The organism is Streptomyces sp. CB01201 (assembly GCF_002803085.1).
Classification (GTDB): Bacteria; Actinomycetota; Actinomycetes; order Streptomycetales; family Streptomycetaceae; genus Streptomyces; species Streptomyces hundungensis.
Map to the genome: position 1 here is coordinate 254,276 of NZ_NNBJ01000007.1, position 24,593 is coordinate 278,868.

The following is a 24,593-nucleotide window of genomic DNA, read 5'->3' on the forward strand; positions in this document are numbered from 1 at the left end:
CAGAAGGAGTTCACCGTGACCCGTCCGTCCTTCGGCCCCGAGCGCACCCCCGACACCCGCGGCACCGACGACGCCGGTGAGCGCGTACTGGCCACCTTGCGGCAGAACACCGCCGAGGTCGTCCCCGAGCTGGACCTCGCCCTGTTCACCCCGGACCGCACCCTCTCGGAACTGGGCTGCAACAGCATCGACCGCGCCGACATCGTCACGATGACCATGGAGGCGCTCGGCATCGTCGTGCCCGTCCACGAGTTCCACCAGGGACTGGACATCGGCACCCTGGTGGAGATCATGCGGAAGCAGCTGTGAGTCCGGCCCCACGGATCGCGGTCACCGGGCTGGGTGTGCTGTGCTCCGTCGGCGACGGCGTCACGGAGTTCGCCGAGTCCCTGCGCGCCGGCCGCAGCGGTCTGTCCGCACCCGGGCCGACGCCCGCATCCGGACCGGCGCCCACACCCGGCCCGGCGTTCACCGCGTCGCTGCGCGACTTCGCCCTCGACCGGTCCCTGGACGCCCTGCCACAGCTCCCCGCAGCTCTGCGCGACCTCGCGCTGCGCACCGCGCGGCGGTCGCCCCTGCCGGTCCAGGCGGCCGTCACCGTGGCCCTGCAGGCGTGGGGGCAGGCGGGGCTGCACGAGGCCGCGGAGGCCAGGGAGCGGACGGGGGTCGTCGTGGCGGGCAGCAACCTCACCGAGCGCTACACCGAGAACAGCCGCGCCCGCGCCGCCCCCAACCCCGCCTATCTTCCGGCCCGTTACGCACTGCACCATCAGGACACCGACCACGTGGCCACGCTGAGCCGCGTCCTGGGGATCACCGGTGAGGGCTTCACGGTCGGCGGCGCCTCGGCCAGCGGCAACGTGGGCCTGGTCAACGGCGCGCGGATGCTGGCTGTCGGCGCGGCCGACGTCTGTCTCGTGGTGGGCGCGCTCAGCGACCTCTCCGAGTTGCAGACCCGTGGCTTCCTCACGCTGGGCGCGATGGCGGTGGCCGGCGCCGGGGACGAAGACGACCCGGCCGAGCGCCCCGCCGCCCCGTTCGACATCCGCCACCGGGGGTTCCACCCCGGCCAGGGCGCGGCCTGCCTGGTGCTGGAGACGGAGGACTCGGCGCTACGCCGCGGCGCAGCGGTCCTGGGCCGCTTGGCCGGCCACGCCATCGCGCTGGACGGCAACCACCTGGCCGCCCCCTCGGCCGACGGCGAGGCCCGGGCGATGCGGGGAGCCCTCGCGGCGGCCGGTCTGGCACCGCGGGAGGTCGCCTACGTCAGCGCCCACGGCACCGGCTCGCCCCTCGGTGACGCCACGGAGACGGCCGCGCTGCGCGACGTCTTCGGTGCGGCGGGAGGCGGGCCGTGGGTCAACGCGACCAAAGGCCTGACGGGTCACTGCCTGGCCGCCGCCGGCGTCGTCGAGGCGGTCGCGGTCATGCTCCAGATCCAGGGCGGCTTCGTACACCCCAACCCCGGCCTCGACAAGCCGGCCGATTCGGGGTGCCGTTTCTCCGGAACGGCGGCTGCACCGGCCGGCATCGCCTTCGCCCTGTCCAATGGCTTCGGCTTCGGCGGTATCAACACGTCGGTGGCGCTGGCACATCCGGACGCGTGACCGCGCGGGGCAATGCTCAGTAGTGAACAGACGCCCGCTCCGGCGCCCGTTAGCGTCCGGTGCGGTGCCGGGCGCCGCGCCCGGCCGGACCGGAGGGGACCATGACCAAGACCACGGGGGAGCGACGCGGGCTGAGCGCCAGCCCCGACGGACCGGCCTTCCCGCAGGAGAAGGCGCCGGGCTGTCCCTTCGACCCGCCGCCCGGCTACCGCCTGATGCGCGCGGAGGAGCCGGTGGCCCGAGCCACCCTGCCCAGCGGCCAGCAGGCGTGGATCCTGACCGCGCACGAGGACGTGCGCGCCGTGTTGGAGGATCCGCGCTTCAGCGCGGACAGCTCCCACCCCGGCTTCCCCCGGATGTACCGGCAGGCCGTGCCGCAGGTTCTCAAGGGCACCTTCCTGCGCATGGACGGCGCCGAGCACCTGCGCTATCGGAGGATGCTCGCCAAGGACTTCACCGGCCGTCGCGCCGCGGAGATGCGCCCTCGGATCGAGGCGGTGGTCGAGGACCGCCTCGACCGGATGACGGCGGCGGGCGACAGCGCCGACCTCATGGAGACACTGGCCTACCCGGTGCCGTCGATCGTGGTGTGCGAACTGCTGGGCGTGCCGCAGGAGATCAGCGAGTTCCTGGAGTCCGGAACCAGGGTGCTGATCAGCGGCCGCAGCACACCGGAGGAGATGGGGCAGGCGAAGGCCGACATCCTCGGTCACCTCGAGGCGGTGGTCGCGGCCAAGGAGAAGCAGCCGGGCGACGACCTGATCAGCCGCCTGCTCGCCGAACAGGTCGCCCCCGGGCATCTCGACCGCGAGGAAGTGGCCGTCCTGGCCTGGCTGCTGCTCGCCGCCGGACACCACACCACCGCGACGATGATCGGTACCGGAACCCTCGCCCTGCTCCAGCACCCGGACCAGCTCGCCGCCCTGCGGGCCGATCCCTCCGGCTACCCGGACGCGGTGGACGAGCTGCTGCGGCACCAGACGGCCATGCAGATCGGTATGAACCGCGTCGCTGTCGAGGACGCGGTGATCGGCGGCCGTGAGATCCTGGCGGGGGAGGGGGTGGTCTGCCAGCTGGCGGCCGCCAACCGTGACCCGGACGTCTTCAGCGATCCCGACCGGCTCGACGTCACCCGCACCACACGCGGCCACGTCGCGTTCGGCCACGGCCCGCACCAGTGCCTGGGGCAGACCCTGGCCCGGGTGGAGCTCCAGATCACGTTGTCGAAGCTCTTCGAGCGCTGCCCCGGACTGCGGCTCGCCGTGCCGCTGGAGGAAGTGCCGTTCTGGCACCACCTGTTCGGGATCAACGGCGTCCAGCGGCTGCCCGTCACCTGGTAGCGCCGGACAGCCGCCGACCCGTCCAATTCGTCGCATCGGCCGCAGGGGGTTTCGTTGTCGCAGATCCAGAGTGGGCTGTTGCGTCAGTTCGACGTGCTGGAGGTCCCCGCGCTGGCGGAGAGACAGAGCGAGAAGTGGAACCGCCACCCCGTCGACGTACTGCCCGCGTACATCGCGGAGATGGACCTGCCGGTGGCCGAGCCTGTCCTCGACGCCGTCCGCGCCATGCTGGAGCGTGGCGGGGACCTGGGCTACGCCTACGCCTACACGACCGACGCGCCCGTGCAGGCCGCGTTCGCGCGGTGGGCGCGGACCAGGTTCGGGTGGCGGGTCGCGCCGGAGCGGGTCGTGCTCTTCCCCGACACCATGCGGGTGATGGAGGTGGCGCTGGAGCGGTTCACCGAACCCGGTGACGCCGTCGTGGTGGACGTGCCGGCCTATCCGCCGTACTTCGACGCGATCCCGGCGGCCGGCCGCGAACTGGTGCTCAACCCCATGCGGCTGCGCGGGGGAGTGTGGCGGCTGGACCTGGAGGGCCTGGCGAGGGCGTTCCGCGATGGGGCGTCCGCCTACTTCCTGTGCAATCCGCACAATCCCACCGGCCGGGTCTTCACCGTGGCGGAGCTGCGGGAGGTGGTGCGGCTGGCCGCCGACCACGGCGTGGCGGTGATCGCGGACGAGGTGCACGGACCGCTGGTCCACCCCGGGTGCCGCCACGTGCCGATCGGCTCGCTTCCCGAGTCGTCCCGTACACCGCTGGTGACCGCCGCGTCGGCGAGCAAGGGGTGGAACGTCTCCGGGCTGAAGTGCGCCATGGCGGTGCCCGGTTCGGCCGCCGACTTCGAGCGGCTCATGGGCATGCGGCCCAGGGACCGGGACGGGGTGGGGATCCTCGGTGTGGCGGCGAGCGTCGCGGCCTTCACCCACGGCGGCCCGTGGCTGGAGACGGCCGCGCACTACCTCAAGGGGAACCGGCGGATGCTCAGCGAACTGCTGGAGTGTTTCGGCGGCGACGTCGAGCTCGTCCCTCCGGAAGCCAGCTACCTGGCCTGGCTCGACTGCCGTGGTCTCGGCGACCGGCTCGGCTGCGACGATCTGGCCAAGTTCTTCCTGACCCGGGCCAAAGTGGCGGTGAGCGACGGCCGGGAGTACGGGCAGGAGGGATTCGTACGGCTGAACTTCGGCACGTCACGCCAGTTGCTGGAGGAGATGGTCAGGCGGATGGAGAAGGCGGTGCGGGAAGCCGGAACCAGCAGCGCGGGGGCCTCGTTCTCCGGTGCGCGCCGCTCCGCTCGTCCGCAGATCGGCCCCTGGGGCAGGAGTGGCGTGTTCGCACCTGGTGGCCGTTCGGCTGAGGTGACGGGCTTTCAGGCTGTCGCCGGCGGCTGGGGGTGAGAGCGGGCCGAATGACGACACCGGTAGTGAAGAACTTGCGGGATGCCGTGAATTACCGGCCCCCGCCCGCTCACGCGACATGTCTCAGGTCTGATGACCACGAGGCGAATGGGTTCCCGGATGTTCGCCGAACAGCGCGCGCATTCCCGCGGTGCGTGGTGACCACGGGAATATGGCGCACGGGAACAGCGGCTCCGGGCCAGGGACGGGAACCCTTCCGGAAACGATGAACGGCCACTGCCCGCTGCTGCCCGGACACGGTGGCCACCTCGTCCTCCGGTTATATGTCGACGAGTCTTGAACTGTCCAGGTAGTCGGTCAATTCTGGTACGTGAATGCAGAGGTAAGATTCATCGGTGCGATGCACGGCACCTGCGAGGGTGAATCTCTTCAGGAAGTAGCCGATACGTGAGCGGGTGGTGCCGACCATCTCGGCGAGCTCCTCCTGAGTGAAGCGCTCCCGGACCAGTATTGTGGTGTCGCGCCGTTTTCCGAATTTGTTGCCCAGCGTGACGAGCAGGGCGGCGAGCCGGTGTTCGCTGTCCATGGTCACCAGGTTCGCTATCGCCTCCTGCTGTTCGAGCAGCCGGGCTGCCATGTGGTTGACCAGGGCGTCACGCAGCGACGGGTCGGGAGCGTTCATGATCCGGGCGACCGGTATTCGAATCAGCGTCGTGGCCTGCATGGCCTGCGCCGTTTCGGTACGGGCCGCCAGGAGGACGCTCGACTCACCGAAGACGTTGCCCGCGCCGTGGATGGAGAGTATGCACTGCTTGCCGTTGCGGGTGTATGTCAGGGTTTTCACCTGACCGCTCTCGATGAGATAGACGTTGCCGTCCGACTGGCCGCAGTTGTACACATGATCATGCCGGGAGATGTGGACTCGGGTGGCGCTCGTGCTCAAGCCGTCGTCGGCGGCTTCTCGTAACCTGTACGCGAAGATCTTTTCAGCCTCACAGAAGGGTTCCATTCTGCTCCACTAGTGCCGTGTCCACGTCCCGGATGGGGGAGTAGAGCGGGGCTGTCCACTGCCTGTCTTTGCCCGTGTGCGGATACTTAACCGGAAGGTATGCCATTGGTTTGTGGCGGCGGGTGGTTGGTGGCTTCGGGCGGGCCGGCGGTGCCTAATTGGTTTGATCAATAGGTGAACTCGTGCTGCCGGCGCCTCACTTGCGGCTGTTACCGAATCTACACTGTTCCGTCATCGAAGCCACAAGTCCGACGTGGACTGACGCGATCGCTCGCTTAATGACTAAAATCGGCGCCCATGAATGGGTGTTATACGCGGAATGGCGTGCACCCTGTCGATATCTGATCGCTGCTTTCCGGCCATGATCGACCGGCTGTGGTTCCCTACCGGCGGGTAGCGGAATAGTCACAGGTGCCGCTGTGCTCGCCGGCGCCGCGAGCCGGGGTCGCCCGCGCCCCGTCCCCTCCGGCGCGAAGACCTGCCCCGATCGTGATTCTGGTCGCCGCCGCGACGGCCCCCGGCTCCGGCACCCCTGGCGAGCGCACTGCCCAGCGCCTCGGCGAGGAGGTGATGGAGCCGCACCGCAGAGGAGGATTCCTGGCCAACCTCACTACCGCGACCCTGGTTGGCGGGCGAGCGGGTTACGTTTGCCCATGTCCACCACCCCCGTCTCCGACGCCTCGGTCGCCGCGTCCACCGACCGCGCCCCGGGCGCTCCAGCGGCAGAACACTGAGCCCAGTCCTCCGCGCGCCGCGGGTAACACCGACCGTGACGGCGGGAGTTGCCGTCCTGATGGCCCCGCACCGCACTCTGATCGCGAGGAACCTCATGTCAGCAGATACCGCACCTCCCGCCCCGCACAGCGGTACCGGCCTCGTGGGCGCCGCGCCCCTCCCCGCTCCGCGCTCGTCCATCAGCTGGGAGGACGGCGCCATCGTCACCCTCGACCAGCGCGCCCTGCCCCACGACCGCCGCGCCCTGACACTCCGTTCGGTCGACGAGGTCATCGCGGCGATCGACTCCCTCGCGGTGCGCGGCGCTCCCACGATCGGCCTCATCGGCGCGTTGGGTGTGGCCCTGTCCGCCCGGCTGCACAGCAGCGCCGGCTTCCTGGACGAGGGCGCGGTACACGCGGACGCCCGGCGGATCGTGCGGACCAGGCCCACCGCTGTGAACCTGGCCCGGGCCGTGGACCGCACTCTGCAACAGCTGCCGAACGGCCCGGAGGCCGTGCTGTCCTGCGCCCGCGACCTGCTCGCCGAGGACGCGGCCACCAACCAGGCCGCGGTCGAACGTGCCGCACAGCTGGTGAGCGAGCTCTGCCCGTCAGGCCGGCTCCGTGTCCTCACCCACTGCAACACCGGCAGCCTCGCGACATCGGCCGTGGGCACCGCCCTGGGCGTGATACTCCACCTCGCCGCCAGGGGCCAAGTACGCGAGGTCCTGGTGGGGGAGACCCGGCCGCTGCTGCAGGGCGCCCGGCTGACCGCGTGGGAACTCGGCGAGGCGTCCGTGCCCTACCGGCTGTGCACCGACTCCGCCGGTCCCGCCGCGATGGCCCGCGGCATGGTGGACTGCGTTCTCGTCGGCGCCGACCGCATTGCCGCCAACGGGGATGCCGCCAACAAGATAGGCACCTACGCGCTGGCGGTCGCCGCCGCCCGGCACAAGATCCCCTTCATCGTCGTCGTCCCCGAATCCACCTGGGACCGCACACTGGCGGACGGCTCGGGCATCGTCATCGAGGAGCGTGACCCGGCCGAGGTCACCGGATGCGGCGGCGTGAGCACCGCACCTGCCGGAGCCGCCGCCTACAACCCCGCGTTCGACGTGACGCCGGCAGAGCTGATCACCGCGATCGTCTCGGAGCGCCGGACGGTGCGGCCCCCCGGCGGAGGAGAACGCGACTGCATCGGCGACCAGTTGGCCGTCATGTCAGCCGCGTTGTACGAACGCGGCTGGATGCCCGGAACAGCCGGGAATCTCTCGGTCCGGATCCCCGGACCGGACGGCACCGCGCTGATCACGCCCAGTGGGCGCGACAAGGGCGACCTGTCGTGCACGGACATGGTCGAGGTGGCCGCGGCCACAGGGGCCGCGGTGCGGCCCGGCTCGCCGCGGCCCTCCGCCGAGACTGCCATCCACGCAGCCGTCTACCGGCACACACCGGCCCGAGCGGTGATCCACGTCCACTCGCCGTACGCCACCACCGTCGCGTCGCTCCAAGGGCGCGACGCCGACATCCCCCCGGTGCTCCTGGAACGGTTCGAATTGATCAAAGGGCTGGGCCGCGCAGAGCCGGACGGCGTCCTGGTTCCCGTCTTCGCCAACTGGCCCGAGGTGCCGCGCATCGCGGACGAAGTGGCAGCACATCTGCGACGCGAGAGCGACGCCGTGTGCGGTCTGCTGATCGTGGACCACGGCATCACGGTCTGGGGGGAGGACCTCGCCCAGGCCAAGAACCGCCTGGAGTGCTTCGAAGCGATGTTCCAGCTGCTTCTGCTGGCCGGTGCCCACCCTGCGATACCCGCTCTGTGAAAGGACCTCACCATGACACTGCTTCAGGTCATGTCCGCCGAGGATGCCGGAACCGTCGTGCTGCGGACCCGGGACGAAGCTGACATCGTTCGCGCCCTGCAACCCCGGGGCGTCGCCTTCGAGCGCTGGCCGCTGCGCATCCAGGTCGCCGCGGACGTCGACTCGGACGCGCTCGTGGCCGCCTACCGGGCGGAGATCGACGGACTGTGCGCGCAGCAGGGACTCCAACTGGTCGACGTCGCGCGCATCCACGCCGAGGACACCCCCGAGGCGCGGGAGAAGGCCGCCACTGCCCGCTCCACCTTCCTGGAGGAACACCGGCACGCGGAGGACGAGGTGCGTTTCTTCGCCCACGGCACCGGCTGCTTCTACCTGCACCTGGACGGACAGGTCTTCGCGGTGGTCTGCGAGGCGGGTGATCTGCTGTCGGTACCCGCCGGCACCCCGCACTGGTTCGACATGGGGCTGCGCCCGGAGTTCGCCGCCATCCGCTTCTTCGAGAAGCAGGACGGCTGGGTCGGGGACTTCACCGGCGAGCCGATCGCCCAGCACTTTCCCCGTCTGGACGCACTGCTCGCGGACAGCCGGTGAGCGGGGTCTCACACGCGGCGCGGGCCGTCGTCCTCGACATCGAAGGCACCACTGGCTCCATCTCCCATGTGCACCGCGTGCTCTTCCCCTACGCCCGGAGCCGTCTCGCCGACTGGTTGGCGCGTCACGCGGAGAGCGACGACGGGCGCGCGATAGTGGCCTCCGTGCAGGAGTTCACCGGGGCACCGCAGCTGACGACCGGCCAGGCCGTCGTCGTCCTGCAGGAGTGGTCCGATCGCGATGTGAAGGCCCCGCCGCTGAAGACTCTCCAGGCGCTGATCTGGGCGGACGGATACCAGACGGGCCGGCTGACGGGCCACGTCTACCCCGATGTACCGGTCGCGCTCGCGCGCTGGAAGGCGTCCGGCATCGCGCGGTACGTCTACTCGTCCGGCGCCGTAGCCGCGCAGCGTGACTGGTTCGCCCACACCGCGTTCGGTGATCTGACCCCGCTGCTGGACGGATACTTCGACCTCACCACCGCGGGTGGCAAGACCCACCCCGCCTCCTTCGAGGCCATCGAGAAGAGCATCGGGACGACGGCCGAGAGCATAGTGTTCGCCAGCGACGTCGCCGAGGAACTCGATGCCGCCGCAGCAGCCGGCTGGCAGACGGTGGCGGTCCGGCGGGACGACGACCCCCGAGGCCCGACCGTCCCCGGCTACCGAAACGTCGACTCGCTCGACGGGCTGCTCGCGCCCCACCACGCCGCGGACTGACCCTCACCCCGACCGGGGTAGGTCGGCAGCCGGCCTTCGGCGCAGTTCACCTGCCGGAGATCTCGTGGACGACGGTGTCCGCGGGCCGGGTCGCCGGAGCCGGCCCCTCATGGGCGCCGGACCTCGAAATGGAAGCATCCGTATTCCAAGGCCCTGACATGGACCAGAGCCACCTCAGGAGCGGCGAACGCGTCGTCGAAGGCTTGCTCGAACCCGGCTGGGGCGTCATCGGGGATCACGAAGAGCCCGCCCCCGGCGATGTGCCCCCGAGCGTTGTGGCGGCGGATTTCTCTGAGTCCCGGTTTGTCTGTGCGGGCGCATTGACCGCGATCAACGCCTGGTCGTAGGAGGCGGCAGTACAGCCGGTGGTCGATGGCCGACAGCCCAATTGGCCGCACAGTCGCAACGCGGGCGGCTTCGCACCGTCGATGGTGAGGTGCAGTGAGGTGCACGGAGCGGCCGACGATCACGTCGTGTTGGTCCAGCAGACCTGTTAGTCGCACCTCTGAGGTGGCCGTACTCTCCCCGGTGCACCCGGAGCGTCTGTCCATCGACGGTGAGGAGAAGGTGATCTGGACCAGCACGGTGCCCTGCACGGGGCCAGTGAGTACCGCCCTGAGGTCCCGCACACAGGGGTGCTCGCCACTGGGCACCTGTGCGTCGAGGACAAGCGTGCCGCGGTCGTCGGCGAGGCGGGCTCCGGTGGCTGTGGAGGGCTCCCTAGTGGTCCATGGGATCGGCCCGCCACCTGCGTTCCACACCCGCCGGGCAACAGGACGGCGACAGCGCAGAACGGAAGCGGCCGCGGCTCTTCCGCGCGTTCTACCTGACCTCACAATCCCCCAATCCCCCAATCCCCCAATCCCCCCACTCTGCGCCGACGTTGCCGCCGGCCAAGGCGAGCACGTTCCAGTCGGGGACATCTCTTGCGAGGACGGTCAAGCCGTCGGCGATGGCCGCGATCTGCCGCACTGTCAGATCGAATAGATCGAACCAGGGGAGGACGCCCTTGAGGGCCTCCGCCTCCCTGGCATGGAGATCTCTCGGGTGCCGTTGTTGAGAGCGGACTCCCTGCCGTCCCATGATCTTCCGCCGCCCGGCATCACAGGACCACGCCACCGCAAGGGTTGGAAACGCCGCCGCAACCAGGCCGTCTCGTGATCTGCCGCAGCAGCTGGGCGCTGGCACCGGAGGGCCGTCCTCGTCCTTCGGCCTGCGCCAAGGGAGGGTTGGAAAGCGCCCATGCATGGCCTGATTTGCATTGCATGTGCAACGAGCCCGTTGATAATCATGGGCATCGGTGTGTGTCAGTGGTGTGTGTGAGGATGCATACCGACTACGGGGCTACAGGGTTACGGGGGGTTGCGCTGATGACGGGGTGGGACATAACGCCGAGCGGGGTTGCGTCGGTGCTGTCGCTGGTTGGGCTTGCGGCGGATGACCTGAGCAAGGACATCAAGGGCTACGGCGAGAGCACGGTGGATGCGGCGCGGTTCGTGGGGACGATCAGTGGTCCGTACTGCGGTGACGTGCCGATTGGGCCGGTGGGTGTAGCGGTGGCGGACTTCGCGTCCGACACCAAGGGAAGCATCACGTTCATGGCAGCCCGCACGAGGAAGACGATGGACGGCACGGTCAAGGCCACGACCGAGTACATCGGGGGCGATGTGGAGATGGCAGCGCAGGCGCAGCGTGAGGCGGCCAAGGCACCCACTCCGGAAGAGCTCGCCGCGGTGGGCAAGGAGCCCGGCGGCAAGGGCGGGAAGCAGTCGGGATGATCGAGCCGGGTGGGATCCCGCAGTACACCGGCGACTTCGACAAACTGGCGACCGCGGTCTCGCAGCTGCGTACGTATGCGACGGGGATCCGTAACAACGGGCAGGACGTGCACTCGCGTTTCCAGGCGACGGCCGGCTACTACAAGGCGCCGGAAGCCGAGCAGTTGTTCTCCTCGACGCGGCCGGTGATGGACACCGCCGACACGTTCGCCACGCACATCGAGTCCCTCGCCGACGCGCTGGACATCTTCGCCGCCGAGGCCAGGCCGCACGCGGATCGGCTCAAGCAGCTGAAGCTGGACGCGATCGCGTTCGTCGCCGAGGTCCAGCGGGACGACGGCTGGACCAAGGACCAGGACAAGGTCGATCGCGATCGGGAACTGGTCGACGGTGTGAGCGAGGCGCGCGTGGCGTTCCAGGACGCGGAGCGCCGTGCCGCCAACAAGATCGAGGCGATTGCCCCGGCGGAGTGCCGGCCGACGTGGATCGCGGACGACGGCACGCACGCGAAGGGCATGTACGGCGAGAGTGCCGCCACGCTCAAGGACATGGAGAGTTTGCCGTGGGGCAGCCCGGACGAGCGGACGTACGAGCGCTGGAGCCTGGACTGGTGGCGGCATGGCGCCAAGAGCTGGGTGTGGGACGGTCTGGCCAAGGACAGCATCTGGGGCAGCATCGACGGTATCGGCACTCTGCTCGGCTACCACGGTCTGGACGCTCAGAGCCAGGCATGGAACGGGTTGCGCCGTACCTTTGTCGGCGGTTATGCGTACGGCATGGACCTGCTCGGTGAGGGCGAGCACCTGTCCAGCTGGCAGCGTGACAGCGAGGCGTACGCGAAAGAGTTCGGCAAGCAGTTCGTCGCCTACGACATGCAGAAGAAAGATCCCGCGCGTGCGCATGCGGTGGTCTTCTTCAACCTGATCACGCTGGCTTCCGGACCTGCCGCCGGCGTCGCGAGACTGGGCAAGGGGGGTGCCATCGCGAAGGCGGCCGGCACCGTGGCGAAGATCGGCGATGTGCTCGATCCGCTCTCCGGCAGCCTCAAGGCGGTCAAGGCCCTGTCGGACCTGCCCAAGGTCTCCGAAGTCCTGGCCAACGTGACCGACCACTTCCAGATACCGAAGTCGAAGTTCCCCGGCGGCATCCTCGACCTGGACCACCGCTACCGGATCGACAAGGACAGCCGGCTCGTCCCGATCAACGCGGACGGCACACCCAACCTGGCACCGGCGCCGCGCGGGCACGAGGGGGACCTCGCGACGGGGACGGGGCGTGGCGAGCGGCAGCTCGCGGGTGTGGGGGTGTCAGGCCACGGGCAGGGGGCGGCCGGCCGTGCGGGGGAGGGGGTGCCGCCAGGGGGCAGTCACGAAACGCACGGGGGGAGTGGCAAGGACACCGGTCCCGCGGCGAACGGCCACGACTGGCGAGAGACCGACCACCCGACTGGGCATAGCGAGCACGGGGAAGGTGCCGCGAGTCATCACGGTCCGGACGATGGTGGCAGCCGGGGTGCGGCCGTCGATGGCCCGCACACACCGCACGGTCCCGGCGACGGCGGGTCCGGGGGTGGCGACACCTCTGGTGGACATGGTGCGGCTTCGCCCGGGGGCGAGGGGCAGCCGATGGTCCGTGGAGGAGAGACGGAGCAACGGCTGCGGGATGCCGTCAAGGGCATCCCCGGAAAAGTGCGGCCGAATCCCAAGCTTCTTGAGAAGGTGATCGACCGGCTCACCACGGAAGCCGATGGACAGAGGGTCGCCGACATCATCGCTTCGGGCCAGTTCAATCAGAGCGACGAATTCGCCACGGTGGTGAAATCGCTCGGAGCAGGCAAGAAGCAGATGTTCCAGCCGGGCGCGGATCAACTCATCTTCGCCGACGACTTGGTGAAGAGCGGTGTGCCCGCGCATTCCATAGACTTCGAGCTCAAGCACCCACCCGGCGCCGATGTCGACGTCCGTATCGCAGACGAGTCCGGCAAGGTCTACGCCTATCAGATGAAGCACCTCAACGACCCTGCTGACCAGGTTGGTGAGATCACCCGGCCGAAGTACCTGAACCAGTTGGCGATCGCCGAAGCGGACTATCGTGTGCTGCTTGTGGACGGCGGCCGGGGAACGCGCGCCGAATGGATGGCCAACGGTTCGTATGATGAACTCATGGCTGTCCGTCGTGACGTAGACCACCCGGAGAACCTAAAAATCACGTTCGTCATACGCCTTGAGGACGGACCCCTCGTCGTCCCACCCGGCAGCAAAATCGACCCCAAGGACATGCTGTGATCAACTCGTCAATGCCTGTGGGCGATTGGACTTGGGAAGTCGCGCCGGCCTCCGGCGAGGTCCGGCCTGCTGCCCGGGCGGCGGAAGTCGCCCTCGGAATCTGGAACATTCTGGCCGAGCGGGATTTGGCGACCCCCGTCGGCAAGGTGGGTGTCTCCGTTCGATCCGCGGGCGATGTGCGAGACGTACTGATCGACGCCGACGGTATGAACCTGGAGCCGGAGCCACTCGCCCCCGGAACCGCATTCGCGAGGGCCATGGACCAGGCGGAGTCGGTCGAGGAGGACTGCGTCGTCACCATCAGGGTCGAGTGCCCCGGATATTGGCTGGAGCCCGACGGAAAGTACCGAGCGGAGAAGCTGTTCACCATCCGGGTGACCCTTTGGGCACGACGCTCTCTGATGGTGACACTTGAGACCTATTCCGACGCGTGGTTGACCATCGACACCCGGAACCGGGAGCAGCCCCAGGTACACGCTCTGAACGCGCCCAGACTCGCTGCTGCTCTGGAGGAGATTTCGGCTCTGTTCGGTAGCGCGCCCGACCCCGGCGACGAGAACTATTTCGCGAAACCCACTCCGGACGGATTCGAAGACGTCAGGATCGAAGGGCCCGCCTACGACGATTCCTGGGGGACGTTCGAAGTCCCGGACCAGGACCGAAGGTTGCGCTCTGCCCTCCCGGATTCCGAGGACGAGTACGAGTGCATCACGGATCACCCGGTGCGCTATCTCGCCGTCGAGCACGCCGGGCACCTGGTGGGGTACCTGTGGGCCTCGGTAGCCGATGATGCCGCAGGCTTCGCGCCGCGAGTCGCCGTCGGTGACATTGCCTTCCAAGCGGGTGCCGAATGGCTGTTGGCCCTGCGGGAAGCCCATGGCCAGGGCCTGACGCCGCTCGCCGCACTGGACTGGCTGGCCCGGCGACCGCCGCGGCCGGAGACCGGTCTCATCCCCGGGGCCGTCCGGGAGCTCACGTCTCTGGACGCGCTGGAAGAGTTGTCGGGCCGGTACTGATGCCTGTGCGGTCTCGCCCTTTCCAGTCTGAAAGCTCTCGGTCCACACTGCTCCGTACTGCTCCGTACTGCTCCGTGCGCCAAAGAAATGCGGTGCCACCATCAAGGTGCTCGGCACAGGCACCTGGATCGACGCGCACGGACAGCCCCGGGCCGAACACGGACTTGTCGATCTGTCTCTCTCCACCGCCCCTACCGGTCTCTCGGCCGAACTGTCCGTGCACCATGACATCTGGGGCTGGTTCGACTTCTCGGGGCGCCCGCATCCTGAGGTATTCCGGAACAATGCACCACGGCTCGCAGCGGCTTTGGACGAACTCACCACGGTGCTCGGGATGCCTCCGGAGATTGGCGACCCGACCTATTTCGGAAGAGCTACTGCCGATGGGCTCGCCACCCCGGATGCCGATGACGACGGCATGGGGCCCGACCTGACCAGCAGGCTCTGACTCCTCCAGCGCATCAACGGCGCTCGCCCCTCGTGCCACGCCACCCAGAAAGCGCTACATGACCCACGACGTCATCGCCCTCACCCCCGCCATGCCGGACACCAAGACGCTCCTCGCCGCGCTGCACGCGGGCGGTCCGGACCTGAGGGTGAACGGGGCGGCCGGTGGCGCGGTCGCGGAGCTGTGCCGTGCCGACGGACGGCCCCTCGTCTCGATAGAGGCGCCTCGCTTCCTCCAACTCCCCGGTGAAGCAGCACGGTTGTTGGGCCGGATGACCGACATGGATCCCGCTGCTCCGGTGTGGTGGACCGAGGTGCGCGGCGCGAGCGCCATCAAGGAGGCTCGGCGGCTGGCAGGCTCCGTGGCGGGGCGGCTGACGGCATTGCTCGGCGGCACCACCTGGCCTCGCGAGGCTGCCCATACCGACGTGGTCACCGTCCTCGAAACCGACCACGTAGGTCAGGGATTGCCCGGGCCGACGGGCATCGACATACTCACCGGCAAAGCCGCCCTCGTCATCCACGACCGCCCCATCGCAGCCGCCACCACCTGGTTGACCGACGTCATCCGCTTCTCCACCGGCACCGGTCGCGAACTCCACCTCATCACCCCGCCGAGCACCCGACTCACCTTCCCGCTGCGCACCCTCTTGGACCACATGCCCGGCCGATGGGTCGTGCAGGACCCCGAGCACGGTTACCGGGACGGCCTCACCGGATCCGAACTTGCTTGGAGCGACGGGCACTTCACTCCGACCGTCGAAGGCGAGGGGCGACCGCGCATCGCACTGCCCTTCCAGCACCCCCGGGCAGACGGGGTGGGCGAACGGCAATTGGTGCTGTCGCTGCGGACCATCCACCCCGCCACCGACCAGCTCGTCCTCGGCGGCGCGCTGGAATGCGCCTGGCAGCTACTCACCGGCGCCGCACCCGCCGGATGGTCCACCGCGGAGCCTGTCAACCTGCCTTGGTCACGAGCCCAGTTGACGGCCCTGGCCCGTGACAGGGCACGCAGCTCCCTGCCCACCTGGCTCGTCGTCGTCGGCGCTCCCGAGAGACCGGCCATCGCCACCACCCGCATCGTCCACACCCACGCCGGCATCGAGGAACACATCACCCTGGCCCTCGGTCACGCCGCCGACCAACGTCCTCCCGTGGACGTGCTGCCGACACTGGCGGAGGCCCTCGCCGACCGGCACAACCTCGCCACGATGGTCACCGAGCTACGCCCGGCCCGAGCCGACCTGACGGCGCCGGCGCACCACGAACCGGCGTCCACCCCCATCTCGTTCACCCTCGGCCCCCATGCCACGGCGGACCTCTGCTTCGACCGTACGCGCCGCGCCCTGGCCGACCTGGCCCCCGTGCAACTCGGCCCAACTGCTCGCCCGGCCCTGTACTTCGCTTTGGGCGACGGCACCGATCCTTCTGCCTGGCAGCGCTTGCACCGGGTCAGCGCGTATGTGAACGCCAGCCGCAGTCCGGCCTGAATGACCTGAATGAGCGGCCGAGCAGGCATGGGCGCCCGACGGGCATGCCCCTGGAACACCAGGACCCCCGGCTGGCGGACGTGATGGTTCCTCAGCCGTGGAAACGGCAGCGTGCGTCAGAACCACGCACGTAACGCGTCCACCCCCGGGCGAAATACTCCGGGTGCTTGGTGATGAGCTCGACCGCGTCAAAGACCTCCGCGGGTGGGTATCCGTGCCGGGCGGGCAGTCGTTTGATGGTGCTGCGCAGTCTGGCGCGGACCGGTTCGGGGGCGACCCAGTCCGCAGTCGGATGCCGACGCACAGTCGTCACCAGCGCGCGGGCGATGTCGAAACCCGAGAGAATTCAAAAAATGGAAGCGCCCTCCGTAAGCAGGCCTGGGCGACGTTGGAACGCTCGGTGGATAGCGCCCGTACCCTGCACTCCGTACTTCCACTGCGAGGGTGAAACGCCGCTGAGGCCATCAACAAGCTCCGGGACCGCGGCGGACGTTACGCGGTCGAACCCGTCATTGGCGTCAGCCCTTTGTGACGCATCGTGTGACGCATCGAAAGAGGACCATGTACGAGTTTCACGGCTGGTTCGGTATCGCGGAGTCGCCCGAGGAAGCTGACACCGGCACCTTGCAGCGGGGTATCGACGAGTTGCGCGAGCGGGTCGAGGCGCTCGACTGGTCGACGGGCGAGGCGGTGCTTCGCGCCCACAACGGGGAGTGGTTCGTGCGGGCTGACGGGCTGGTCAACCGGCGGCGCGACGAGGCCGAGGAGCTGGACGCCCTGATTGCCTTCATCGCGCGCCGCTTCCCCGGCGCGTGGGGTCTTCTGTACGAGCGCTCGGACAGCCTCCCGGCGCCGCCCGGGCCGGGTGCCTTCAGGGTGCGGGTGCTGGCGCGCGGCGAGGTAACGACGCGTCTCGACCCCTTTCTGTCGCCGGTGCGGCCGATCATCGAGGATTGACCTGCCGCGGCGCCCGACCTTACTCGTCAACTCGGAAGATCCGGAGAGTAGTTGCCCACGTCGTCCAGCCGCGCGGCATCGGTACGGCCCGTCCTCGCTCCGGTTCACGACGGCGTACGGCGACCGCGCCACCGCTAGGTCGCAGGAAACCGCCCCCCGCCTGCCGGGAGCCTGGTCAATTCGGGTTGCACCCACACGTGACCCCGCCCGCTCGGCGCCGGGCAACTCGGGCCGTTCCCTGGACGCCCGTCCCTCGGACAACGGGGGCTCGCCGTGGCGCAAAATCATCGATTGGAAATTCATCAGAGACACAAAACTAGTCGGTCCGCAAATTCGACGAGGCGTGTCATTCGATCAATCGCCATGGCGACGCCGGGGAGTTCTGCGATTGGCGCCTGTCGGTCATGGGCCGGGCGCTGCGTCCGGCATCGGAGACAAGCTTCGCCGAGTAAGTCAAGACTTATCTTTCCAGGGGCATTGACCGTATGGTGCGGGTCGAACCCGAAGGAGCCTCGCGTTGTCGAAAATGAACGATCCCGCTGTGCGTGCCCTTGACTCGGAGCGGGATTACGTATCTTCCCTGTATGAATTGCTCACCGAGCGGATTTCCGAGGCACGAGCAAACCGGGCGAGCGTGCTGAAGGCCCCGACGGACAGCGCCGGTGAGGCGTACGAGAGAGAAATCGCCGCCGAGCGGCTGGCCAAGGAAATCGGGCGGCTGGAGGGCGCCGAACAGGGGCTGGTCTTCGGGCGCATCGACCGGACCGATGGCACGGCTCTGCGCATCGGGCGGATCGGCCTGCACACGGAGGACGACGACCTGCCTCTGCTCGTGGACTGGCGCGCGAACGCGGCGCGGCCCTTCTACGAGGCGACCCCGGTCCACCCGATGGGCCTGCGGCGGCGCCGGCACCTGCGCCTGGAGGAGCGCACCGTCGTCTCGGTGAGCGACGAACTCCTCGACGGGACCGCCCCGACCGACGAGGACGTCGTGGGGGACGGCCCGTTGGCCGAGGCGCTGTCGGCACGCCGTACGGGCAGGATGCACGCGGCCGTCGCCACGTTGCAGTCGGAGCAGGACGAGATCGTCCGCTCCGCCCACCGCGGGGTGACCGTGGTGCAGGGCGGGCCCGGCACCGGCAAGACGGTGGTCGCCCTGCACCGGGCGGCCTACGTCCTGTACGCGTTCCCGCGCGCCGCGGAGGAGGGCGTCCTGGTGGTCGGTCCGAACGCCCGGTTCCTCGACTACATCTCCCAGGTGCTTCCCTCGCTCGGAGAGAACGACGTCGACCTGGCGACCTGCCGGGAACTGGCCGGAGTTTCGACGGACCCGGCGGACCCCTCCGGTACTACGGACCCGTTCGTCACAGCGGAAACGTCCGGTACTGCGGACCCGTTCGTCACAGCGGAAACGTCCGGTACAGCGGACCCGTTCGACACCGCACGCCTGGAGGGCCGCTCCGACCTCGCCGACGCCCTGGCCGACCTGCTGCGCGTCCACCAGGCCCCCGCCGGTGACTTCACCGTGCGGGTCGGACGCGAATCGGTCCACGTGTCCGGCGAGGAAGTCGCCACGGCCCGCGACGCCGCCCTGGCGGCCGCCCAGGGGCACAACCCCGCGCGCCAGGCGTTCAAAGAGTTCTTGGTCGATGCCGTCACCGACGCGATGCAACGGGACATGGGCGACCTCCTGGAGCAGATCGACGCCGATGCCGAACGGATGACGGGCATCAACCTCGACCGGTTCACGGGAGTCGTGCGGGGCCGTGCCGAAGGCGCGGCCGACCCGGGCCCGGTCCACGAGCTGGATCTGGACGCCATCCGAGCCGATCTCCTCGACGACGCCGGCGTAGACCGGGCCGTCGAGGAGCTGTGGCCGCGGCTGGTTCCCGGGGACCTCGTGAAGGCGCTCCTGACGGACGCCGACGCTCTCGCCGAGCACCTGCCCTGCCTGACCGCCGAGGAGCGGTCCCTGCTGCTGCGCGGCCAGGACGTCCCGTGGACCGAGGCCGATGTGCCGTTGCTGGACGAGGCGGCGAGCCTGGTCGACGGGCCTCCCGAGCGGACGTACGGGCACGTCGTCGTCGACGAGGCGCAGGAACTGACCGCCATGCAGTGGCGGATGATCGTCCGCCGCTGCCCGGCGAGGGCGATGACGCTGGTGGGCGACTTCGCCCAGGCGGGCCCGGTCGCGACAGCACGCGACTGGAAGGAGGCACTGAGCCCGCATGTCGGACCGCGGTTCAAACTGCACAACCTCACCGTCAGCTACCGCACCACGCAGGAGATCCTGGAGAACGTCCGGGACCTGCTCGCACGGATCGCCCCGGAGCAGCACCCCACACGGTCACTGCGAAACGGTGAACGCCCTCGCACCGTGACCACGCCCGCGGACGAGTTGGTCACCGCCGTCGCCCAGGAACTCCGGGCCCAGAGCGCCGCGCACCCGGGCGAGCTGCTGGGAGTGATCTGCGCGGACACCAGGGTGAGCGAGCTGACGTCCCAGGGCATCGGGCATTACGCACGCATTGTGCCGGCGTCCGAAGCGCGCGGTCTGGAATTCGACGGGGTCGTCGTGCTCAGCCCAGAGGAAATCATCACGTGCCGCCCCGGCGGGGAGCGGGACTTGTACGTGGCCCTGACCCGGGCCACCAAGCGCCTCTGCACCATCACCGGCCGGCCCGCCTGACGCCGTACCCGGCCGGAACTTCCACGTCGGAGGTGCCTTGTCGATCGCGCGTGAGGGAAACGGAGGAGTTCCCGCAGGCGCCGTTCGGAAGGCACCTCTTGCTATTCCTCAGCTGCTAACAGCCCAGTGTACAAAGGCTAGTTAGGGGTGGACAGTTCCCGTGGCTCCGTGACATCCTCCTCTATCAAAGATCGAACGGTATCGATTTGAACGTGAGTTAACGGGGGATCGGTTTTATGGGGGACGGGAGATTGCGCGCCGATTTGGGCAGCGCGAAGAACGGGTTGACGGGCCAGTCAATTTCGGACCGCGGAAATCGCGACGAATGCAGCCGCCGCGCCGGGCATTTGGTGCCCGCGGGAAGGGTGCCCGCGGGAAGGCCCGCCTGCCGCACACAGGGGGCGGCAGCACCAGCCGCGCGGCCGGGCCTCACGCGCGGAAGACGTTCACGCACAGAACGGAAGGCATGACATGAGCGGAGGAGGGGGGCGGCTGCTGGCCATCAGCGACCTGCACGTCGCACACCAGGAGAACCGGGCGATCGTCGAGGGCCTCCGGCCGACGTCCGACGACGACTGGCTGCTCGTCGCCGGCGATGTCGGCGAGCTGTCCGAGGACATCGAATGGGCCCTGTCCCTCCTGAGCCGGCGCTTCGCGCAGGTCGTCTGGGCGCCGGGCAACCACGAGCTGTGGACAACGAGCCAGGACCCGCTGCGCCTGCGCGGACAGGAACGGTACGAGGCCCTCGTCGCGCTGTGCCGCGGCCTCGGCGTGCTCACCCCCGAAGACCCGTACGCCGTGTGGCGCGGGCCCGGCGGGCCGGTCACCGTGGCGCCGCTCTTCGTGCTGTACGACTACTCGTTCCGGGTGCCCGGCGCCACCACCAAGGAGCGCTCCCTCGCCCTCGCCGAGGCGAACGGCATCGTCTGCACGGACGAGTTCTTCCTCCACCCGGATCCCCATCCCAGCCGGGAGGCATGGTGCGAGACCAGGGTCGCGGTGACCGAGGCGCGGCTGGCGGCCTGTGATCCGGAGCTGCCGACGATCCTCGTCAACCACTATCCACTGGTCCGCGAACCGACCCGGATCCTGCGGTATCCCGACTTCGCGCAGTGGTGCGGAACGGTGCGGACCGCGGACTGGCACCGCCGTTTCCGCGCCCGCGCGGTCGTGTACGGCCATCTGCACATTCCCCGGACGACCTGGCACGACGGCGTCCGCTTCGAGGAGGTGTCGGTGGGCTACCCGCGCGAGTGGCGCAGACCCGGCCACCCCCGTCCGGGGCTCCGCTCGATCCTTCCGGAGGAGGGCCGATGATCGAGCGGCTGGTGGCGTCCGGCGTCTGCGCGGTGGACACGTCCGAGGACGTGGCCGAGCCCGGGGACCTGTACCCGGCCGAGGCCGCGCTGATCGCGAACGCCGTGGATGTCCGCCGGCGTGAGTTCACCACCGCCCGCTGGTGCGCCCGGCGGGCCCTGACGGACCTCGGGGAGCGTGCCGCGCCGATCCTGCCCGGCCGCCACGGAGCACCGGGCTGGCCCGCGGGGGTCCTCGGCAGCATCACCCACTGCGCGGGCTTCCGGGCGGCGGCGGTCGCCCGAACCTCCGCGGTGGCGGCCCTCGGCATCGACGCCGAACCGAACGCGCCGGTCCCGGACGGCGTCCTGGACTCGATCGCCGTCCCCGGCGAACTGCGGCACGTGCGCGAACTGTCGCGTGTCGCGCCCCGAATCCACTGGGACCGGCTGCTGTTCAGCGCCAAAGAGGCCGCGTACAAGACCTGGTATCCCTGGACGGGGCAGCGGCTGGACTTCGCGGACGCCGAACTCTCGTTCGCGCTCGAACGGGAGGAAGGCGCGGGCGCGTTCACCGCACACATCCGTCCGCCGCGTACCTCCTCCGCGCTTCCGCCGATCCGCCGGCTCGACGGACGATGGCTGGCGGAGCGCGGCCTTCTGCTGTGCGCCATCACGATCACTGCGTCCACCGGGTCCACCGGGTCCGCCACGTCCACCGGGTCCGCCGCGCCCGCCACGTCCAGCGGGTCCGCCGCGCCCGGTGCTTTCCAGCGGTGCTCGCCACGCTCGTGATCCGCCGCCTTCCCCAGGGAGACGCCAATGACCCCTGACGCATCGTCAGGGGCCATCAGGGAAAGCGCAGTTCGCCCGGGCCGGCCGCACGACCGGCCCGGGGGTGGGGCAGGCGGATCAGACGAGGTCGAACCGGTCCAGGTTCATGACCTTCGTCCACGCCGCCACGAAGTCCCGCACGAACTTCTCCTTCGCGTCGTCGCTCGCGTACACCTCGGCGACCGCGCGCAGCTCCGAGTTGGAGCCGAAGACCAGGTCGGCGCGGGTACCGGTCCACTTGACGTCGGACGAGCCGGCCTCGCGGGCCTCGAAGGTGTTCTGGTCGGCCGACGTGGACTTCCACGTCGTGCCCAGGTCGAGCAGGTTGACGAAGAAGTCGTTGGTCAGCGTCCCCGGCCGGTCCGTGAACACGCCGTGCGCGGACTGCTGGTGGTTGGCGCCGAGCACGCGCAGACCGCCGACGAGGACGGTGAGTTCAGGGGCGCTCAGGGTCAGCAGGTTCGCCTTGTCGAGCAGCAGGAACTCGGCCGGAAGCCGGTTGCCCTTGCCCAGGTAGTTGCGGAACCCGTCGGCCGTCGGCTCCAGGGCGGCGAAGGACTCCACGTCGGTCTGCTCCTGCGAGGCGTCGACGCGGCCCGGCGTGAAGGGCACCTCGACGCTGACCCCGCCGTCCTTGGCGGCCTTCTCCACGCCCACCGAGCCGGCCAGCACGATCAGGTCGGCGAGCGAGACCTGCTTGCCGCCGGACTGCGCCGAGTTGAACGCCGAGCGCACACCCTCCAGCGCGCGCAGGACCGTCGCCAGCTCGTCGGGCTCGTTGACCTCCCAGCCGCTCTGCGGCTGGAGACGCAGGCGCGCGCCGTTGGCGCCGCCGCGCTTGTCGCTGCCGCGGAACGAGGACGCCGACGCCCACGCCGTGGACACCAGCTGGGGGACGGTCAGGCCCGAGGCGAGGATCTGCTCCTTGAGGGAGGGGATGTCCTGCGCGTCGACCAGCTCGTACGTCCGCGTCGGCAGCGGGTCCTGCCACAGCAGCTCCTCGGCCGGGACCTCCGGGCCGAGGTAGCGCACGACGGGGCCCATGTCGCGGTGGGTCAGCTTGTACCAGGCGCGGGCGAACGCGTCGGCGAACGCCTCGGGGTTCTCCAGGAAGCGCCGCGAGATCTGCTCGTACGCCGGGTCGACGCGCAGCGAGAGGTCGGTCGTCAGCATCGTCGGGGCGTGCTTCTTCGACGCGTCGAACGCGTCCGGCACGGTGTCCGAGCCCGCGCCGTCCTTCGGCCGCCACTGGTGGGCGCCCGCGGGGCTCTTGAACAGCTCCCACTCGTAGCCGAAGAGGATCTCGAAGAAGCTGTTGTCCCACGCGGTCGGCGTGTTCGTCCAGATGCCTTCCAGGCCACTGGTGATCGCGTCGGCGCCCACGCCGGTGCCGTGCGTGTTCTTCCAGCCGAGGCCCTGCTGTTCGAGCCCGGCGGCCTCGGGGTCGTCGCCGACGGCCTCGGAGGGGCCCGCGCCATGGGTCTTGCCGAAGGTGTGGCCGCCGGCGATCAGGGCGACGGTCTCCTCGTCGTTCATCGCCATGCGGCGGAACGTCTCACGGATGTCGCGCGCGGCGGCGAGCGGGTCCGGAGTGCCGTTGGGGCCCTCGGGGTTGACGTAGATGAGGCCCATCTGGACCGCGCCGAGCGGGTTCTCCAGCTCACGGTCGCCGGTGTAGCGCTGGTCGTCGAGCCAGTTGGTCTCGGGACCCCAGTACACGTCCTCGTCGGGCTCCCAGACATCGGCGCGGCCGCCGCCGAAGCCGAAGGTCTTGAAGCCCATCGTCTCCAGGGCGACATTGCCGGTGAGGATCAGGAGGTCGGCCCACGAGATGCTCTGGCCGTACTTCTTCTTGACCGGCCACAGCAGTCGGCGGGCCTTGTCGAGGCTCACGTTGTCCGGCCAGCTGTTGAGCGGCGCGAACCGCTGCTGCCCGGCCCCGGCGCCGCCCCGGCCGTCGCTGATCCGGTAGGTGCCCGCGCTGTGCCACGCCATGCGGATCATCAGCGGGCCGTAGTTGCCGAAGTCGGCCGGCCACCAGTCCTGCGAGGTGGTGAGCACCTGAGCGATGTCCCGCTTGACCGCCGGGAGGTCGAGGGCCTTGAACGCCTCGGCGTAGTCGAACTCCTCGCCGAGCGGGTTCGCCACGGCGGGGTTCTTGGCGAGGATCTTCAGGTTCAGCCGCTCCGGCCACCACTGGCGGTTTCCGCCGCCCTGGGTCGGGTGCGGCGCGCGCTCGTGCGCGACCGGGCAGCCGCCCGTGCCCTCCGTCTTGGGGTCGGTGACGATTGCATCGGGATTCTCGGACATGGCAATCCTTCTTGACTCGGTGGATCACGGTGCTGAGGAACTGCGGGCGGTGAAACGGCCGGCACGCGGGCCCCGCCGGACGTCCACGGCCTCGTTACGGTCACGGGCCGAAGGCGGTCAAGTAGCGGGCCGCGCGGACGACTTGGCAGGACAATACGGCCCACGCGATCACACGTCCCGGAAGGCGACGCGATGGCGGCGGGGCGGTCGTCGACCCGGGTGGCCGTGGTCGTGGGCGGGCCGGCGCAAGGGCGCGGGCCGACGCCCGGCACCTTCGCGGCGGCGATCCCCCATGACGTCTCTGTCTCCCGGGTGGGTGGGTCCTGTTGCG

Annotated in this window: 19 protein-coding genes and 1 pseudogene; 16 read left to right on the forward strand and 4 right to left on the reverse strand. The window is 69.5% G+C overall.

The features are described 5' to 3' along the window. Nucleotides 1–15: 15 nt before the first annotated feature. The 4 genes from CG740_RS16945 (at nt 16) to CG740_RS16960 (ending at nt 4,342) form a co-directional block, all read left to right on the forward strand. Nucleotides 16–309, forward strand: a complete 294-nt coding sequence (locus CG740_RS16945) for a phosphopantetheine-binding protein (RefSeq protein ID WP_199846479.1) — start codon at nt 16–18, stop codon at nt 307–309. Then, nucleotides 306–1,607, forward strand: a complete 1,302-nt coding sequence (locus CG740_RS16950; protein WP_199846480.1) for a beta-ketoacyl synthase N-terminal-like domain-containing protein — start codon at nt 306–308, stop codon at nt 1,605–1,607. The genes CG740_RS16945 and CG740_RS16950 overlap by 4 nt, the downstream gene beginning before the upstream one ends. 101 nt (nt 1,608–1,708) lie before the next feature. After that, nucleotides 1,709–2,947, forward strand: coding sequence for a cytochrome P450 (locus CG740_RS16955; RefSeq protein ID WP_100575973.1), 1,239 nt, complete (start codon nt 1,709–1,711; stop codon nt 2,945–2,947). A gap of 78 nt (nt 2,948–3,025) precedes the next feature. Further along, nucleotides 3,026–4,342, forward strand: coding sequence for a MalY/PatB family protein (locus CG740_RS16960; RefSeq protein ID WP_100575974.1), 1,317 nt, complete (start codon nt 3,026–3,028; stop codon nt 4,340–4,342). Nucleotides 4,343–4,622: 280 nt separating this feature from the next. On the opposite strand, the gene CG740_RS16965 is transcribed toward CG740_RS16960, so the two are convergent. Further along, complete coding sequence (locus CG740_RS16965) at nt 4,623–5,312, reverse strand: Crp/Fnr family transcriptional regulator (protein WP_100575975.1); 690 nt, start codon at nt 5,310–5,312, stop codon at nt 4,623–4,625. Nucleotides 5,313–6,141: 829 nt separating this feature from the next. On the opposite strand from CG740_RS16965, the gene mtnA reads away from it, so the two are divergent. Genes mtnA through mtnC form a run of 3 tightly spaced genes read left to right on the forward strand, consistent with a single transcriptional unit; the run spans nt 6,142 to nt 9,161 of the window. After that, the gene (mtnA, locus tag CG740_RS16970; RefSeq protein WP_100576084.1) at nt 6,142–7,851 is read left to right on the forward strand and encodes an S-methyl-5-thioribose-1-phosphate isomerase; all 1,710 of its coding nucleotides are present in this window, start codon (nt 6,142–6,144) and stop codon (nt 7,849–7,851) included. Between the two features lie 12 nt (nt 7,852–7,863). Continuing rightward, the gene (locus CG740_RS16975; protein ID WP_100575976.1) at nt 7,864–8,442 is read left to right on the forward strand and encodes a 1,2-dihydroxy-3-keto-5-methylthiopentene dioxygenase; all 579 of its coding nucleotides are present in this window, start codon (nt 7,864–7,866) and stop codon (nt 8,440–8,442) included. After that, complete coding sequence (gene mtnC / locus CG740_RS16980) at nt 8,439–9,161, forward strand: acireductone synthase (protein ID WP_100575977.1); 723 nt, start codon at nt 8,439–8,441, stop codon at nt 9,159–9,161. Before CG740_RS16975 ends, mtnC begins: the two co-directional genes overlap by 4 nt. A 107-nt stretch (nt 9,162–9,268) precedes the next feature. Here the strand turns inward: mtnC and CG740_RS40975 are convergent. Beyond that, a pseudogene (locus CG740_RS40975) lies at nt 9,269–9,466 on the reverse strand (DUF1203 domain-containing protein); the annotation flags it as partial. 1,065 nt (nt 9,467–10,531) lie between these two features. Between CG740_RS40975 and CG740_RS16995 the strand changes: the two are divergent. The 5 genes from CG740_RS16995 to CG740_RS17015 all read left to right on the forward strand — a co-directional run bounded on the left by CG740_RS16995 (nt 10,532) and on the right by CG740_RS17015 (nt 16,177). Further along, the gene (locus tag CG740_RS16995) at nt 10,532–10,939 is read left to right on the forward strand and encodes a DUF6507 family protein (protein WP_159030315.1); all 408 of its coding nucleotides are present in this window, start codon (nt 10,532–10,534) and stop codon (nt 10,937–10,939) included. Further along, nucleotides 10,936–13,224, forward strand: coding sequence for a hypothetical protein (locus tag CG740_RS17000; protein ID WP_100575980.1), 2,289 nt, complete (start codon nt 10,936–10,938; stop codon nt 13,222–13,224). The genes CG740_RS16995 and CG740_RS17000 overlap by 4 nt, the downstream gene beginning before the upstream one ends. Next, the gene (locus CG740_RS17005) at nt 13,221–14,240 is read left to right on the forward strand and encodes a hypothetical protein (RefSeq protein ID WP_234376302.1); all 1,020 of its coding nucleotides are present in this window, start codon (nt 13,221–13,223) and stop codon (nt 14,238–14,240) included. The genes CG740_RS17000 and CG740_RS17005 overlap by 4 nt, the downstream gene beginning before the upstream one ends. 106 nt (nt 14,241–14,346) lie before the next feature. Continuing rightward, nucleotides 14,347–14,688: a hypothetical protein gene (locus CG740_RS17010; RefSeq protein ID WP_199846481.1), complete on the forward strand. Its 342-nt coding sequence runs from the start codon at nt 14,347–14,349 to the stop codon at nt 14,686–14,688. 58 nt (nt 14,689–14,746) lie between these two features. Further along, nucleotides 14,747–16,177 carry a DUF6177 family protein gene (locus CG740_RS17015; RefSeq protein ID WP_199846482.1) on the forward strand — a complete coding sequence of 477 codons (1,431 nt, stop codon included), beginning with the start codon at nt 14,747–14,749 and terminating at the stop codon, nt 16,175–16,177. A gap of 91 nt (nt 16,178–16,268) precedes the next feature. Here the strand turns inward: CG740_RS17015 and CG740_RS41895 are convergent, their stop codons facing one another. Next, nucleotides 16,269–16,523 (reverse strand): type I restriction enzyme endonuclease domain-containing protein, encoded by a 255-nt coding sequence (locus CG740_RS41895; RefSeq protein ID WP_100575981.1) that lies wholly within the window; start codon nt 16,521–16,523, stop codon nt 16,269–16,271. 215 nt (nt 16,524–16,738) lie between these two features. On the opposite strand from CG740_RS41895, the gene CG740_RS17025 reads away from it, so the two are divergent. The 4 genes from CG740_RS17025 (at nt 16,739) to CG740_RS17040 (ending at nt 21,913) form a co-directional block, all read left to right on the forward strand. Then, complete coding sequence (locus tag CG740_RS17025; RefSeq protein WP_100575982.1) at nt 16,739–17,134, forward strand: immunity 7 family protein; 396 nt, start codon at nt 16,739–16,741, stop codon at nt 17,132–17,134. Between the two features lie 526 nt (nt 17,135–17,660). Further along, nucleotides 17,661–19,823 carry a HelD family protein gene (locus tag CG740_RS17030; protein ID WP_199846487.1) on the forward strand — a complete coding sequence of 721 codons (2,163 nt, stop codon included), beginning with the start codon at nt 17,661–17,663 and terminating at the stop codon, nt 19,821–19,823. 471 nt (nt 19,824–20,294) lie between these two features. Next, the gene (locus tag CG740_RS17035; protein WP_100575984.1) at nt 20,295–21,140 is read left to right on the forward strand and encodes a metallophosphoesterase family protein; all 846 of its coding nucleotides are present in this window, start codon (nt 20,295–20,297) and stop codon (nt 21,138–21,140) included. Then, entirely contained in the window at nt 21,137–21,913 is a 777-nt protein-coding gene (locus CG740_RS17040; RefSeq protein WP_100575985.1) for a 4'-phosphopantetheinyl transferase family protein, read from the forward strand. The genes CG740_RS17035 and CG740_RS17040 overlap by 4 nt, the downstream gene beginning before the upstream one ends. 117 nt (nt 21,914–22,030) lie before the next feature. Here the strand turns inward: CG740_RS17040 and katG are convergent, their stop codons facing one another. Beyond that, on the reverse strand, nt 22,031–24,262 hold the full coding sequence (katG, locus tag CG740_RS17045; protein ID WP_100575986.1) for a catalase/peroxidase HPI: 2,232 nt from the start codon (nt 24,260–24,262) through the stop codon (nt 22,031–22,033). Nucleotides 24,263–24,593: the final 331 nt, after the last annotated feature.

What these genes read in the sequence shown, in the direction of transcription:
- CG740_RS16965 (WP_100575975.1), bottom strand. Translation starts at nt 5,312, where the DNA reads ATGGAACCCTTCTGTGAGGCTGAAAAGATCTTCGCGTACAGGTTACGA.
- CG740_RS16975 (WP_100575976.1), top strand. Translation starts at nt 7,864, where the DNA reads ATGACACTGCTTCAGGTCATGTCCGCCGAGGATGCCGGAACCGTCGTG.
- CG740_RS17030 (WP_199846487.1), top strand. Translation starts at nt 17,661, where the DNA reads ATGAACGATCCCGCTGTGCGTGCCCTTGACTCGGAGCGGGATTACGTA.
- CG740_RS16955 (WP_100575973.1), top strand. Translation starts at nt 1,709, where the DNA reads ATGACCAAGACCACGGGGGAGCGACGCGGGCTGAGCGCCAGCCCCGAC.
- CG740_RS17025 (WP_100575982.1), top strand. Translation starts at nt 16,739, where the DNA reads ATGTACGAGTTTCACGGCTGGTTCGGTATCGCGGAGTCGCCCGAGGAA.
- CG740_RS17000 (WP_100575980.1), top strand. Translation starts at nt 10,936, where the DNA reads ATGATCGAGCCGGGTGGGATCCCGCAGTACACCGGCGACTTCGACAAA.
- CG740_RS17040 (WP_100575985.1), top strand. Translation starts at nt 21,137, where the DNA reads ATGATCGAGCGGCTGGTGGCGTCCGGCGTCTGCGCGGTGGACACGTCC.
- katG (WP_100575986.1), bottom strand. Translation starts at nt 24,262, where the DNA reads ATGTCCGAGAATCCCGATGCAATCGTCACCGACCCCAAGACGGAGGGC.
- mtnA (WP_100576084.1), top strand. Translation starts at nt 6,142, where the DNA reads ATGTCAGCAGATACCGCACCTCCCGCCCCGCACAGCGGTACCGGCCTC.
- CG740_RS16995 (WP_159030315.1), top strand. Translation starts at nt 10,532, where the DNA reads ATGACGGGGTGGGACATAACGCCGAGCGGGGTTGCGTCGGTGCTGTCG.
- CG740_RS17035 (WP_100575984.1), top strand. Translation starts at nt 20,295, where the DNA reads ATGAGCGGAGGAGGGGGGCGGCTGCTGGCCATCAGCGACCTGCACGTC.
- CG740_RS17015 (WP_199846482.1), top strand. Translation starts at nt 14,747, where the DNA reads ATGACCCACGACGTCATCGCCCTCACCCCCGCCATGCCGGACACCAAG.